This window comes from Stenotrophomonas sp. ZAC14A_NAIMI4_1 (assembly GCF_003086915.1).
GTDB lineage: Bacteria > Pseudomonadota > Gammaproteobacteria > Xanthomonadales > Xanthomonadaceae > Stenotrophomonas.
Map to the genome: position 1 here is coordinate 2,194,085 of NZ_CP026002.1, position 14,029 is coordinate 2,208,113.

Consider the following 14,029-nt stretch of genomic DNA (forward strand, 5'->3'; position numbering starts at 1 on the left):
TGCAGGGCTGCAAGCCCTGCAAAAAGAACCCCCTCTTACTCCGGCGGGGTATCGCGTACCAGGTGGATGTCAGTCGGGGTCGACAGCGGAATCCCCCGCTCGGCCAGTATCTGCAGCAGGCTGAAATACAGATCGCTGCGCGTGCCATACACCTGCCTCGGGCTGGCCACGTAAGCGAAACTGTTGAACGTGATCTGGCCGCCGGCAATGCTGTCAATGAATACCGACGGCGCCGGCTGCGCCAGCACCGCCTGGTGCGCGCCATAGGCATCCAGCAGCGCCTGCTTCAGGCCCGCCACGTCAGTGCTGGTCGGTACCGCGAACTGGATCTGGATACGGCCCTGGTTGTTGCCCATCGTCATGTTGCGGATGGTCTTGGTGATCAGCTCCGAGTTCGGCACGATCAGCGTCGACTTGTCGCCCACCTGGATCTCGGTCGAACGCACGTTGATGCGGCGGATGTCGCCTTCCTGGTCACCCAGCTTCACCCAGTCGCCAATCTTCACCGGGCGCTCGGCCAGCAGGATCAGGCCCGACACGAAGTTCTGGATGATCGCCTGCAGGCCGAAACCAATGCCCACCGACAACGCGCTGGCCAGCAGCGCCAGGTTCTTCATGTCCAGGCCCATCGCGGTCAGCGCCCACAGGCCCACCAGGATGATGCCGACGTAACCGGCAATGGTGCTGATCGAATTGCGCGCGCCCAGGTCCAGCTCGGTCTTGGGCAGGTAGGTGTCGGTCAGCCAGCGCTGCATCAGCTGGGTCAGGCCTACGCCCACCAGCAGCACCAGCACGCCGGTCACGATGCGGCCCGGCTGCAGCGTCAGGTCCTTGTTGATCGTGATGCCGTTGGCCAGCGCGGCGATGCGCTCGACGATCGTGCCGACGTTGCCGAACGGCGCGGCCAGCGCCAGCAGCGCGATCAGCACCACCAGCGCGCGCAGCATCGCCGACAGCAGCACGCCGGCCTGCTCCAGCCGCGAAACACTCAGGCCGGTACTGAGCAGGATGGTCTGCCCGACCTTGCTGTCGGCGTTGAGCAGCCAGGTGCTGAAGTCATCGACGAACTTGAACAGCAGCATCGCCGCCAGCACCACGATGGCACCGCCAATCAACTGCTCGTTGACGAACTTGGCGAAGTTCACGTAGCCCAGCAGGCTGGCGATGATGGCGGCCGTGACGGCCAGGTTGCCGGCGACGCGCGCCAGCACCAGCCAGCTGCTGCGACGTACCGGCACTGCCGCACCCACGCCATCGGCCTGCGCCTCCAGCTTGGCCTCGGCTTCGGCATTCTGGCGGCGGTGCAGGCGCGACAAGGTGACCAGCATGGCCATGATCAGGCCGAGGTAGGTCAGCGCGATCACGCCGTCCAGCGCCACCGTGGTGACGTCGCTGGTGCGCGTAGCCCGGTCGATGGCAACCAGCACCGTGCTGAACCAGGCCAGCGCGGCCGCACCCCAGGCGTACTTGCGCAGCTTCAGCGCGGCGGTGTCATCCAGGTTCAGCAGCCGCCACGAGGGCCGCGTCGGCACCAGCAGGCAGGCGCTGAGCGCGGCAATGAAGGCCGCCACGAAGGTGGCCTGCACCACGCCGTCGGCCACGTTCTGCAGGCGCGGGGCGATACCACCGATGGCGTTGAGCGACGCGATGAACACCACCACCGCATAGCCCGGCAGCAGGGTGCCGACCAGCAGCAGCCACATGGCCAGGCCCGAGCGGCGCAGGCGCCCATCGGGTGCACGGTCGGAGGCGGCGAAGCGCCGGCCCAGCGCGCGCAGCCACAGGCGCAGCGGGAACATCATCACCAGCGCGGCCAGCAGGCCCAGCAGCGGCGTCCACCAGCCTTCCTTGTTCAGCGCATCCACCAGGGCATCACGGCCCTGCGCGGCCAGCGGCGTGACCCGCGCGATATCCACCGGCAGCTGCTTGGCGACCTTGCGCCACAGCGACGGCGACAGCGGCGAATCGACCTTCTGGCCCAGTTCCTCGGTGCGCTGTGCGGTGCGCTGCTTCTCGATGTCGGTGGCCAGCTGGCCGGCACGCACGGCGCTGGCTTTTGCCTGCGCGATTGAAGACGCCAGCGCATCACGCTGGCGGGTCAGGTTGCGCCGCTGCGTCGCCAGCTCCGGCGGCTCGGTGGTGCCCTCCGGTGCCGTGCCCAGCTGGGCCAGCTGCTCGGTCAACTGGTCCAGCTGCGGCTGCAGGCTCTTTTCCAGGGCCTCGGCATCGCGGCGCACCTGCGATGCGGTCTCGGACAGCATCGCCAGCGTTTCCGTGGCCTCGGCGGCATCGCGCTTGCGATCCACCTCTTTCAGGCTGGCATCGAACTGGGCCAGCTGCTGCTTCGGCGTCGGGTCATCATCCTGGGCCAGCACCGGCGCGGCCAGCAGCAGCGCGCCACACAACAGCAGCGCCAGCGAAGGGCCACGCCCCAGGATCGTTCGGAAGAAGGAAAGCAAGCCAGCCACACCGGTTCGCGCGGACCACCGCGCCTGCGCGCGACTATACGGCACGGCTGGTAAAGGCTGGATGGAGGGCGCTGCGAACCTCGGCGACGGAGGTAGAGTCGACCGTTGGTCGACTGCCGCGCGCAGCGCGGGATTTCCAGGGCGTCCCGCCAGAAGCAGTCGACCAGCGGTCGACTCTACCCGGCCCTCAGTACTTCAACCGCAGCTCTTCCACCTGGGGCTGCTGCAGCGCGTACCAGTCCTGGAATTCCTCTTCGCTGATCTCATCCGGCGCGTACACCGCAATGGGATGCCAGTCGTGGTCGGTCGGCAGCGGCTGCCGCGGGCCGGCGCGCAGGCTGTAGCTGACGCCTTCGTAATCGACCACATCGTCCACCTGCGGCCACTGCTCGCGGGCAAACGCGGTTTCACTCTTCAACAGGATCACCTGGTACATCGGCACCTCCACTTCGCGGGTATGGGGAAAAACGCGGCGCTGGCGCAAGCATAGCGCCGCACCGGCGGGCACTGGCACGCCGCGCGGGCGACGCAATGTTCTGGACGTGGCGCTCGCCCCGGTTTCACCTGCCCATGGCGAGCCCGGCGGCATGGTGGGGGTCCGTTTCTTCCGGCACCAAGCACGATGACCGACCACCCGCCACTGAAGACCGTCGCCGACCTCAAGCTGCCCCGCTACCTGGGCACCTGGTATGAGATCGCACGCCTGCCCATGCGCCACGAGCCGGACGGCTGCACCGATGTCACCGCGCACTACACCCTGCACGACAACGGCAATGTCGGCGTCACCAACCGCTGCCGCATGGACGGCGAGGTCGAGGAGGCCACCGGCGAAGCCTGCCCGGTAGACAACGATGTGGCGCGGCTGGAGGTCAGCTTCCTGCCGAAGGGCCTGCGCTGGCTGCCCTTCGCAAAGGGCGATTACTGGGTGATCCAGGTGGCCCCCGATTACAGCGTCGCCCTGGTCGGCAGCCCGGACCGCAAATACCTCTGGCTGCTGGCCCGCGAACCGCGACTGGATGCCACCGTGCAGGAACATTATCTTGCAGCGGCCCGCCTGCAGGGCTTCGATCTGTCCGAACTGATCCACACCCCGCATACCGGCCACCCCACTGCCTGAGCCCGCCCCATGGACCTGAAGAGCGGTTACCCGTGGTGGGCCGTAAGCAACGGGCTGATCCAGGCCTTCCCGCCGCTGCAGCAGGACCTGCGCTGCGATGTGCTGGTGGTGGGCGGCGGTGTCACCGGCGCGCTGATCGCGGATGAATTGTCCGGCCACGGCCACGAGGTGGCGCTGATCGAGCAGCGCGACATCGGCTGGGGCAGCACCGCCGCCAGCACCGCGCTGCTGCAGTACGAGATCGACACCCACCTGCTGGACCTGGCCGGCCAGTACGGTGCCGACGCCGCCGAACTGGCCTACCGCGCCTGCGCCGATGCCATCCCGGCACTGGGCGAGGTGGCGCGCGGGCTGAAGAACGTCGATTTCCAGCGCATGGACAGCCTGTACCTGGCCAGCCGCCACCGCGACGTGCCGGTGCTGATGGCCGAGGGCGCCGCACGCCGGCAGGCCGGGCTGGATGCGCGCTGGCTGGAACCGGACGACCTGCAGCAGCGCTTTGGCGTGGACGCCGGCGGTGCGCTGCTGACCCGCCAGGCCGCGCGGGTCGATCCGTATTGCCTCACCTATGGCCTGCTCAAGCGCGTGCGCCGCCGCGGCGGCCATGTGCATGACCGCACGGTGCTGCACCGCCTGGACGCCACCGCGCGCGGCGTCACCGCCCGCACCGAGGCCGGGGCGACGATCCGCGCGCGGCACGTCGTGCTCGCGATGGGCTACGCCAACCAGCGCTGGATCGACCAGCGGGTGGCACGCAACCGCAGCAGCTACGCCTTCATCACCGACCCCATCGATGCCGGGGTGCTGGGCCCGCTGCAGCGCACGATGGTGTGGGAAAGTGCGCGCCCCTACCTGTACCTGCGTGCCACCGGCGAGGGCCGGCTGCTGGTGGGCGGGCTGGACGATGCCATCGACATCCCGGCGCGCCGCGACCGGCGGGTGCAGGGCAAGGCGAAGCAGCTGATGAAGCAGCTGCAGCACTGGTTCCCGCAGCTGGAGCCGACCCCGGCGTTTTCCTGGGCCGGCACCTTCGCCGAGACCGCCGACGGCCTGCCATTCTTCGGCCCGCACCCGCAGTGGGGGCCGCGCGTTCACCTGGCCATGGCCTACGGCGGCAACGGCATCACCTATTCGATGATCGGCGCGGGGCTGCTGCGGGCGCGGATCGAGCGGCGCCGGCACCCGCTGCAGGATCTTTTCGGGTTCGACCGCTTGCCGTAGAGTCGAGCTTGCTCGACTGGATTACGGGCAGTCGAGCAAGCTCGACTCTACGGGCCGGCGACAGGCATCATTCAAGCTGCGCCTGTTAGCGTCGGCCTGTACCGCCGCGCGTGGCGCGGTCCCTGCCCGTTGGAGCATCGTGATGATCCGTCCCCTGACCCTGCTGCTGTGCCTGGCCAGCCTGCCCGGGACCGTCCTTGCCCAGTCCGCCGCGGGCGCCACGGCCCCGCAGTCGAACGGTCTGGACCTGTCCGTGCCGCAGGCACCGATGCGCTACCTCAACGACCCGACCGTGCAGCAGGACCCGCCCGGCACCTATTACGGTGACAAGAGCGGCCCGCGCGTGCACGACGATGCCAGGATCGCCGACGTAACCGACGACAAGCTGAAGGTGTCCGGCAGCTTCACCACCGGCATCGGCTACTCCAAGGGCTACGGCAACTCGCACTACAACGCTGCCACGCTGAACCTCAGCAAGAACTACACCACCGATGAGGGCAAGACCCGCGGGGTCAACCTCAACATCCATGTCAGCGAAGGCAACGGCCCGGGCTTCGGCCCATATGGCGGTGGCTTCTATGGCCGCGGTGGCCCGGGCTACTGGGATTACCCGCCGCCGTACGGCTGGTAGCGCCGGCCGCTGGCCGGCGACTCGCAGGTTTGGACCGATCATGCGTTGCCGGCCAGCGGCCGGCACTACCCGCAGGTCAATCCAGCCAGCCATCACGCTCGCTGTGCAGGATCCGTCCGTCGTGCCCGCTCAGGCGCACCTCTACGCGCTGGTTGCGGGCGTTGCGCGCTTCCAGCGACCAGGTCGCGCCATCGCGTTCCAGTGAATGGATCTCACGCAGGCCATGGGCCTGTGCCTTGGCCAGCACCTGCTCGGTGCCCAGCAGCGCGCGGCCATCGTGCTCGTCAAAAATCTCGCCGGTCTTCGGGTCGACATAGACCTCGCTGAAGCGGCCATCGGCACGGCTGACATCCGCCTCCCACAGGCCATCATCGCGCTCGATCTCATGGATCTGCGTGTAGCCGGCCTTGCGCAGGGTCTGTTCGACCTGGGCCATGCCCAGCGGTGCCGCCTGCACGGCCGGGGCGAAGGCCAGGGCGACGACGGTGGCGAGGGTGAGCGACTTCAACATGGGGGTTCTCCTGTTCGGTGCCGGACCATCCCGGCACCGCCACGATGCCCCGCCTGGCTAACAGCGCCTTAGCCAACGCTGTTAGCCAATGGTTAGGACACACCGGCACACTCGCGCCCTCCTCCCTGTATTGTCGCAACCGACCGTGCTGCTTCCTTTCGCCCTGCCGCTGCTGCTGGCCCTGGCCAGCCCCACGACCGCCGCCCAGCCTGCCAAGGACCCGGCGCAGGATGTCGCGCGCCGGGCCGTGCAGCAGGGCCGCTACGTCGCGCTGGAAGGCGTGGTGCGCGATGCGCTCCGGCGCCACCCCGGCCAGCTGCTGGAAGTGGAACTGGACGATGGCGTGTACGAGGTGGAAATCCTGCGCGCCGACGGCGTGGTGGTGGAGCTGGACTATGATGCGCGTAACGGCAGGCTGCTGAAGACGGAACTGGACGACTGATGCGCATCCTGCTGGCCGAAGACGATGCGGCGCTGGCCCAACGCCTGCAGCCGCTGCTGGAACAGGCCGGTTACGTGGTGCAGGCCGTGGCCGATGGCCGCCAGGCCGAAGAGATCGGCCAGATCGAGGACCTGCAGGCCGCCATCGTCGACCTCGGCCTGCCCGGGCTGGACGGCCTGAGCGTGATTGAACGCTGGCGCGGCAACGGCCGCAGTTTCCCGGTGCTGGTGCTGACTGCACGCGGGCGCTGGCACGACAAGCTGGCCGGTTTCGATGCCGGCGCCGACGACTACCTCACCAAGCCGTTCCAGGCCGATGAACTGGTGCTGCGCCTGCGCGCCCTGATCCGCCGCAGCCATGGCCACGCCAGCCCCCGCCTGCAGTGCGGCCCGCTGCAGCTGGACGTCAATGCCGGCCGCTTTGAAATGGACGGGCAGGCATTGGCGCTGAGTCCGCAGGAGTTCCGAGTGTTGAGCTATTTCATCCACCACGCCGGCAGCGTGATCAGCCGCGACCGTCTGGGCGAGCAGATCTTCGAAAGCGGCTACGACCCCGATTCCAACGCGCTGGACGTGCTGCTGGGGCGCGTGCGCCGCAAGCTGGGTGTGGACCTCATCCATACCGTGCGTGGCCAGGGTTGGCGGCTGGCCGAAGCATGAGCGCGCGGCAACCTTCGCTGCGCCGGCGGCTGCTGCTGGTGGCCGGCATCGGCCTGGTGCTGGTTTCGGTGCTGGCCGGCGTCCTGCTGGGCGAGCTGTTCAAGCGCAGCGCGCGCGACCGCCTGGATGGCGAGCTGCAGCAGGACATGCTGACCCTGCTGGCGCAGGCCGAGATCGATCCGGACGGGCAACTGCGCTTGCGCCAGGAGCCGAACGACGCGCGCTTCCAGCGGGTGTTTTCCGGTGCGTACTGGCAGATCGCCGACAGCCACGGCAAGGTGCTGCTGCAGTCGCGATCGCTGTGGGACCAGACCCTGCCCGCCATCCCAGCGGGCCCGGCCGAGCGTGACCTGTCCGGGCCGATGCAGCAGTCGCTGCGCGCGCGCGTGCAGCAGGTGCGCCTGCCGCGTGCCACGCAGGCGTACGTCGCCCTGGTGGCGCATGACCGGCAGGCGCTGGACGCCGATGTCGCCGCCTTCCGCAACCGCAGTGCGCTGGCGCTGGGCATCCTGGTGGCGGCGTGGCTGGCGGTGCTGGCCAGCCAGGTCCATTTCGGCCTGCGCCCGCTGCGTGGGCTGGGCCAGCAGATCGAACGCATCCGCCGTGGCGAGGCAGAGCGCATCGACCGCCGCCAGCTGGACCGCGAGATCGCACCGCTGGCCGATGAGCTCGATGCCCTGCTCGACCACCACCAGCGCATGGTGGCGCGTGCACGCAGCAGCGCCGAAGACCTGGCCCATGCCCTGAAGACCCCACTGAGCGTGCTGGCCGCCGAAGCCCAGGGCGAAGGCCGCGACTGGCGCCGCACCCTGCACGAACAGGGCGCGCGCATGCGTGCCAGCATCGACCGCTACCTGGCCGCAGGCCTGGCCGTCGACCATCGGCAAAGCAGCGAGGTGGCCCCGACCGCCGAAGCCCTGTGCCGCTTGATGACCCGCGTGCATGGCGGCCGCCGCATCCGCTTCCAGATGGATGTGCCGCGCGGTATCGCCTTTGCCGGCGCCGTCACCGATCTGGAGGAAATGCTGGGCAACCTGCTGGACAACGCCGGCAAGTGGGCCCAGAGCGAAGTGCGCCTGCGTGCGCTGGCGCAGAACGACCGGCTGCACATCGAAGTGCGCGACGACGGCCCGGGCCTGGACAAGGCCAAGCTGGAGAGCGTCCTGCAGCGCGGCGTGCGCCTCGACGAGCGGGTGGAAGGCAGCGGCCTGGGCCTGGCGATCGCCGCAGAGATCGCGGCCAGCCACGGTGGCTCGCTGCGCCTGTCCAACGAGAACCCCGGATTACGCGCGCGGCTGGAGCTGCCGCTGGCGGCGCCGTAACGCTGCTGTAGAGCCGAGCCCATGCTCGGCTGGCGCCGCTGCAGCCGAGCATGGGCTCGGCTCTACAGTGGACCGCGAACGGCAGCCGAGCATCGGCTCGGCGCTACAGCGCTCAGCGGTGGTGCATCCACCAGCAGTCGATGGCATCCAGCGCGATGTGGATCATCAACCCGATGCCCACCAGCCGCGTCTTCTTCGGCACGCACAGGCCCGCATACACGGCGATGGCCGGTGCGGTGTGCAGCGGGTGGAAGCCGATGCTGCAGCGGTTGGGCGCGTAGATCGGGTCGGCCAGCAGGTGGTCCAGGTCGATGATCCAGCCCAGCAGCAACAGCAGCCAGGCGGACGCGAAACGCTTGCGCCAGAACAGCCATGCCAGCAGGGCTGGCACGGCGGCATGCAGGAACAGATGGAAAATCGCGCGCGCGCTCATCGGCATCGGTCGCGCCGGGTCATCCCCGGCGCACTGCAGACATCACGCCAGCGGTTCGTCGGACAGGTAGGTGTAACCGGTCAGGCCGGCTTCCAGCGCCTGCGACAGCTCCTGCGCACGTTCCGGCGACAGCTCGGCCGCCGCCACGCGCTGGGCGTAGGCCGCACGCAGGTCGTCCAGCTTGTAGCCCACGTAGTCCAGCATCACATCGGTGGTGTCACCGCGGCGCTGCTGGGTAATGGCGTAGCCATCGGCATCGGCCACCACTTCCACCGCGTCGGTATCGCCGAACAGGTTGTGGATGTCGCCCAGGATTTCCTGGTACGCGCCCACCATGAAGAAACCGATGCGGTAGCTTTCGCCGTGCTTCATCGCGTGCAGCGGCAGCGAGGTGTCCAGGCTCTCGTTCTCGACATAGGTCTTGACCATGCCGTCCGAATCGCAGGTCATGTCGGCAATGATGCCGCGGCGGTCCGGGGTCTCGTTCAGGCGTTCGATCGGCACGATCGGGAACACCTGGTCGATCGCCCACGCATCGGGAATCGATTCGAACACGCTGAAGTTGACGAAGTACTTGTCGACCAGGCGCTCGTTCAGTTCATCCAGTGCCGGGCGGTGGCTCTTTTCGTCGTAGCTCAGGCGCGCACGCACGCCGTGGGCGATGGCGTAGAACAGATCGTCGATGCGCGCACGCTGCGGCAGGTCGATCTGGCCCAGCGCGTAGCTGGCCAGGCCTTCGGCGTGGAAGTGCTGCGCTTCCTGGAACAGTTCCACCGCCGGGCGCGTGTCCAGTTCCTCGTGAATCTCACGCAGGTGGCGGATCGAGGCCGGCTCGTCGTCGTGCTGGTCCGGCACGCGGCCTTCCTGCGCCTGCTCCACCTCAGACACGTTGGCGATCAGCACCGCGTGGTGCGCGGTCATCGCGCGGCCACACTCGGTGACGATGCGCGGCGGGGTCAGGCCGTGCTCTTCGCAGGCGTTGGCCAGCGGCTGCACGATGTTGCTGGCGTACGAATTGAGCCCGTAGTTGATCGAGCAGAAGCTGCGCGAACGGGTGCCTTCATAATCCACGCCCAGGCCGCCGCCCACGTCCACGTGGGTGATCTTCGCGCCCAGCTGTGACAGCTCGACGAAATAGCGGGTGGCTTCGCGCATGCCGTTGGCGATGTCGCGCACGTTGGAGATCTGCGACCCCATGTGGAAGTGCAGCAGGTTCAGGCAGTCGGCGTATTCGGTATCGCGCAGCGACTTCCACAGGTCCAGCAGCTGGCGCGGGGACAGGCCGAACTTGGCCTTGTCGCCACCGCTGTTCTGCCACTTGCCGGCGCCCAGCGAGGCCAGGCGCATGCGCACGCCCAGGCCCGGCTTCACGTCCAGTGCCTTGGATTCCTCCAGCACCAGCTTCAGCTCGGACGGCTTCTCGATGACGATGAAGGTCTGCAGGCCCAGCTTGCGGCCGATCAGGGCCAGGCGGATGTACTCGCGGTCCTTGTAGCCGTTGCAGACGATCAGGCCACCCGGGCGCGACAGTGCCAGCACGGCCATCAGCTCGGGCTTGCTGCCTGCTTCCAGGCCGAAGCCTTCACCGTGGTGGCTGGCCAGGGTGCCGGCCACGCCGCGGTGCTGGTTCACCTTGATCGGGTACACGGCGGTGTAGCCGCCCGGGTACTCCCAGTCCTGCTGGGCCTGCGCGAACGCCGCCTGCAGCTTGCCCAGGCGCTGGCCGAGGATGTCCGGGAAGCGCACCAGCAGCGGCAGCTTGGCGCCGCCGGCACGTGCAGCGTCCACCACCTTGGGCAGCGACACCACCGGGCCATCTGCCCCGGTCGGTCTCACTACCATGTGCCCGGCCTGATCCACATCGAAATAACCATCCGCCCAATGCGGGATCGAGTAGGTCTTGCGGGCTTGGTCGAGGGACCAATCGGTCATTGCAGTCGGCCTTGTTGGCAATAAAAGGGGGGGCATGATAACGCCTATATGCCCACAGGTTCGTTATCATGCGCGCCCGCGCCCGTGGCAGGTCTGAACCTGAACGGGCCGATCCGTCCGGATGTGGCATCTGTGCCACGCGGCCCCGCCCGCCAGCCCGGCTTCAACCCTCCGAACAGGACCGTAATCCAATGACTGACAGCAGCAACTGGTACATCGAACACTTCGAACGCACTGGCTCGGCCATCGGCTTCCGCATCACCGGCAAGCTGGACGAGGTGCAGTCGCCGTTCCAGAAGATCGAGATCTTCCAGACCACCGACTGGGGCAACCTGATGACCATCGACGGGGCCATCATGCTGACCAGCAAGGACAACTTTTTCTACCACGAGATGATCAGCCACCCGGTGCTGTTCACCCACGCCGCGCCCAAGCGCGTGGTCATCATCGGTGGTGGCGACTGCGGCACCCTGCGCGAAGTGCTCAAGCACAAGGGCGTGGAGAGCGTGACCCAGTGCGATATCGACGAGCAGGTCACCGTGATGGCGCGCAAGCACTTCCCGGAGCTGTGCGATTCCAACGATGACGCCCGCGCCGAGCTGCTGTTCGACGACGGCGTGGCCTACATGGCCAACTGCCCGGCCGGCAGCGTGGACGTGGTGATCGTCGATTCGACCGACCCGGTCGGCCCCGGCGAAGGCCTGTTCAACAAGGCCTTCTATGAGAGCTGCTTCAAGGCCCTGAAGGACGACGGCATCCTGGTGCAGCAGTCCGAATCGCCGCTGATGCAGCTGGAGCTGATCAACGAGATGCGCACCGAGATGGGCAAGGCCGGCTTCGGCTCGTTCAAGACCCTGCCGTTCCCGCAGCCGTGCTACCCCACCGGCTGGTGGAGCGTGACCATGGCGCGCAAGGGCGAGAGCGGCTTCGACTTCCGCCAGGCCGACTCGGCTGCCAAGACCTTCAACACCCTGTACTACACCGCCGCGCTGCACACCGGCGTGCTGGTGACCCCGCCGTTCGTGGCATCAGCCCTCAAGGGCTGATGGCAAGGTGTGTCGACCAACGGTCGGCACCCGCCCAATGAAAAACCCGCGCTGGCGACAGCGCGGGTTTTTTGCTTTGCGGTAGTGCCGGCCGCTGGCCGGCAACCCCATGAACGACCGTTCGGTCAGATCGCCCAGATACCGGCAATCACCGCCACCACCAGGCCCCACTTGATGACCTGGTAGGCCACCACGCTGCGCTCGCGCAGGGCCTTGGCCTTCAGGCGCACCTTGTACACGCCACCGAAGGCCTTGTTGACGCCACCGGTCGGGTCACCCGGCAGGTTCGGCGAGGCACCGCCGGCCAGCAGCGTGGACGCCACCGCGCGGTTGAACAGGCCCGGCAGGCCGAAGCGCAGCGGACGGGCGATATCGCAGAACAGGATCACGCGATCCTGGTCGGTCTCGTTGTGCGCGTGGTGGATGTAGGTTTCATCGAACATCATCCACTCGCCGTCGCGCCAGCTCTTCTTCACCCCGTCCACCACGATGTAGCAGCCATCGTCGTTGGGCGTGCTCAGGCCCAGGTGCAGGCGCAGCGAACCGGCGAACGGATCACGGTGCGGGCGCAGCTCACTGCCCGGCGGCAACTGCGCGAACATCGCCGCGCGCACATCGGGAATCGATTCGATCAGCGCCACGGTCTTCGGGCACATGGCCTTGGCCGACGGATGCGACGGGCCGTACCACTTCAGGTAGAAGCGCTTCCAGCCACGGCGGAAGAACGAATTGAAGCCGGCATCGTTGTAGCTGCTGGAGGCGGCGATCTTCTGCGCGTCACGCAGGGCCAGCGCTTCGTCGCGGATCACCTGCCAGTTCTGCCGCAGCGGCTCCAGCTGGGGGAGCTCCTTGCCCGGGTCCAGGAACGGCGTGGTGGGCACCTTCGAGAACAGGTACATGATCACGTTGATCGGGGCCATGAAGCTGGAGTGGTCCAGCAACTGGCGCGACCAGCGCGCGCGGACCTTGCCGCGGTAATGGATGTACAGCACGCAGGCCACGAACAGCGCTGCCAGGACAATCTTGATGATCAAAGCACTTTCCTCCAGCGGGCGCCGGACAGGGAAACGAACGATGCGGCCGCGCGGCCTGCACCAGGTGGGGACGCGGCAGGGGACGGTGACGTGCCGGGTGGGGGCGGCCGCCGATGTCGCGGGTTAACAGCTTATGGTCGGCAGCCAATGCCCCCGGGTCAAGTTACCCAAGCACCCTGTTCAGCATCACGTAGCTGAACAACCGACCTACACTGGTACGGATGCCCGCCTTCCACCACGCCCCCTACCCCGCCCTCAGCGCCCGCTATGCGGACTTCTTCCCGGGCCAGCCAGCGGCCACGCCACGCAGCGAGGCCTTCCATTGGGCTGGGGGAACCCTGCGCCTGGACCGCCACGGCCCGGCCGATGCCGCCGCGACCGTGGTGCTGGTGCATGGCGCCGGCGGATATGGCCGCATGTTCGCCCCACTGGCCGCCGGCCTGGCCGCGGCCGGGCATGAAGTGGTGGCGCCGGACCTGCCCGGCTATGGCTTGAGCCCAGCGGCCTGGCAAGCCGTCGATTACGGCACGTGGAAGCAGGCCCTGCTGGCCTTGATCGAGACCGAGTACCAGCGCCGGCCGCGCGCGATCGTGCTGCTGGGTGCCAGCATCGGCGGCTACCTGGCCTATCTGGTGGCGGCCGAATCGCCGTGGGTGCAGGGTCTGGTGGCCACCACCCTGGCTGACCCGCGCGACCCCGACGTGCAGGCCGCCCTGGTGCGCCAGCCGTGGATGCGCGCCCTGCTGCCCACGCTGCGCCCTACCAGCCGCCTCACCCGCGGCCAGCGCGTGCCGGTGCGCTGGTTCACCCACATGCAGCGCATGTCGCGCGACCCGGCCCTGACCGCGCTGGTCTGCGCCGACCCGCTGGGCGGCGGCAACCGCGTGCCGCTGGGTCTGCTGGCGTCCCTGTTCGACACCGCCCCGGCGCTGGAACCCGAGCAGTTCCAGCGCTGCCCGGTGCTGATGGTGCACCCGGCCTGCGACGATTGGACCCCGGTGGCGATCAGCGATCGCTTCTTCCAGCGCCTGGCCGCGCCCAAGCAGCGGGTACTGCTGGACGAATGCGGCCACTTCCCCATCGAGCAGCCCGGCCTGGACCAGCTGCGCGACGCACTGCTGCCATTCGTGCAGCGCATTATTCAGTCAAACCATTGATTCATCACGAATAATTGGACAAGTGAGACGAAATTGTCCGATCAGGCGCGACGAAC

14 protein-coding genes are annotated in these 14,029 nt (G+C 67.9%); 8 read left to right on the forward strand and 6 right to left on the reverse strand.

Features of this window, described 5'->3' with window-relative positions:
- Window positions 1-35: 35 nt before the first annotated feature.
- Together C1926_RS09975 and C1926_RS09980 are read right to left on the reverse strand one after the other, a co-directional pair.
- On the reverse strand, window positions 36-2,468 hold the full coding sequence (locus C1926_RS09975) for a DUF3772 domain-containing protein (protein WP_174214090.1): 2,433 nt from the start codon (window positions 2,466-2,468) through the stop codon (window positions 36-38).
- A 187-nt stretch (window positions 2,469-2,655) separates the two neighbouring features.
- Window positions 2,656-2,904: a hypothetical protein gene (locus C1926_RS09980; protein ID WP_079223952.1), complete on the reverse strand. Its 249-nt coding sequence runs from the start codon at window positions 2,902-2,904 to the stop codon at window positions 2,656-2,658.
- A 186-nt stretch (window positions 2,905-3,090) separates the two neighbouring features.
- On the opposite strand from C1926_RS09980, the gene C1926_RS09985 reads away from it, so the two are divergent.
- From C1926_RS09985 to C1926_RS09995, 3 genes are all read left to right on the forward strand, one after another.
- Complete coding sequence (locus C1926_RS09985; RefSeq protein WP_108759068.1) at window positions 3,091-3,585, forward strand: lipocalin family protein; 495 nt, start codon at window positions 3,091-3,093, stop codon at window positions 3,583-3,585.
- Between the two features lie 9 nt (window positions 3,586-3,594).
- Window positions 3,595-4,806: an FAD-dependent oxidoreductase gene (locus C1926_RS09990; protein ID WP_108759069.1), complete on the forward strand. Its 1,212-nt coding sequence runs from the start codon at window positions 3,595-3,597 to the stop codon at window positions 4,804-4,806.
- Between the two features lie 142 nt (window positions 4,807-4,948).
- The gene (locus tag C1926_RS09995) at window positions 4,949-5,437 is read left to right on the forward strand and encodes a hypothetical protein (RefSeq protein ID WP_079223958.1); all 489 of its coding nucleotides are present in this window, start codon (window positions 4,949-4,951) and stop codon (window positions 5,435-5,437) included.
- Window positions 5,438-5,513: 76 nt separating this feature from the next.
- Here the strand turns inward: C1926_RS09995 and C1926_RS10000 are convergent, their stop codons facing one another.
- Complete coding sequence (locus C1926_RS10000; RefSeq protein ID WP_108759070.1) at window positions 5,514-5,948, reverse strand: PepSY domain-containing protein; 435 nt, start codon at window positions 5,946-5,948, stop codon at window positions 5,514-5,516.
- A 148-nt stretch (window positions 5,949-6,096) separates the two neighbouring features.
- On the opposite strand from C1926_RS10000, the gene C1926_RS10005 reads away from it, so the two are divergent.
- The 3 genes from C1926_RS10005 to C1926_RS10015 are packed head-to-tail and all read left to right on the forward strand — an operon-like array spanning window position 6,097 to window position 8,371.
- Entirely contained in the window at window positions 6,097-6,390 is a 294-nt protein-coding gene (locus C1926_RS10005) for a PepSY domain-containing protein (RefSeq protein ID WP_343125654.1), read from the forward strand.
- On the forward strand, window positions 6,390-7,049 hold the full coding sequence (locus C1926_RS10010) for a response regulator transcription factor (RefSeq protein WP_108759072.1): 660 nt from the start codon (window positions 6,390-6,392) through the stop codon (window positions 7,047-7,049). The genes C1926_RS10005 and C1926_RS10010 overlap by 1 nt, the downstream gene beginning before the upstream one ends.
- A complete protein-coding gene (locus C1926_RS10015; RefSeq protein ID WP_108759073.1) occupies window positions 7,046-8,371 on the forward strand; it encodes an ATP-binding protein in 1,326 nt (441 codons plus the stop codon). Before C1926_RS10010 ends, C1926_RS10015 begins: the two co-directional genes overlap by 4 nt.
- Before the next feature lie 112 nt (window positions 8,372-8,483).
- On the opposite strand, the gene C1926_RS10020 is transcribed toward C1926_RS10015, so the two are convergent.
- A complete protein-coding gene (locus C1926_RS10020) occupies window positions 8,484-8,804 on the reverse strand; it encodes a DUF6122 family protein (protein WP_079223965.1) in 321 nt (106 codons plus the stop codon).
- 42 nt (window positions 8,805-8,846) lie between these two features.
- A complete protein-coding gene (gene speA, locus C1926_RS10025) occupies window positions 8,847-10,736 on the reverse strand; it encodes an arginine decarboxylase (RefSeq protein WP_079223967.1) in 1,890 nt (629 codons plus the stop codon).
- A 191-nt stretch (window positions 10,737-10,927) separates the two neighbouring features.
- Here speA and speE point away from each other — a divergent pair, with 191 nt between their 5' ends.
- The gene (gene speE / locus C1926_RS10030) at window positions 10,928-11,782 is read left to right on the forward strand and encodes a polyamine aminopropyltransferase (protein WP_079223969.1); all 855 of its coding nucleotides are present in this window, start codon (window positions 10,928-10,930) and stop codon (window positions 11,780-11,782) included.
- A gap of 125 nt (window positions 11,783-11,907) precedes the next feature.
- Here speE and C1926_RS10035 read toward each other — a convergent pair whose 3' ends face one another.
- Window positions 11,908-12,813 (reverse strand): aspartyl/asparaginyl beta-hydroxylase domain-containing protein, encoded by a 906-nt coding sequence (locus tag C1926_RS10035; protein ID WP_174208738.1) that lies wholly within the window; start codon window positions 12,811-12,813, stop codon window positions 11,908-11,910.
- A 224-nt stretch (window positions 12,814-13,037) separates the two neighbouring features.
- On the opposite strand from C1926_RS10035, the gene C1926_RS10040 reads away from it, so the two are divergent.
- Window positions 13,038-13,973, forward strand: a complete 936-nt coding sequence (locus C1926_RS10040) for an alpha/beta hydrolase (RefSeq protein ID WP_108759074.1) — start codon at window positions 13,038-13,040, stop codon at window positions 13,971-13,973.
- Window positions 13,974-14,029 lie beyond the last annotated feature (56 nt).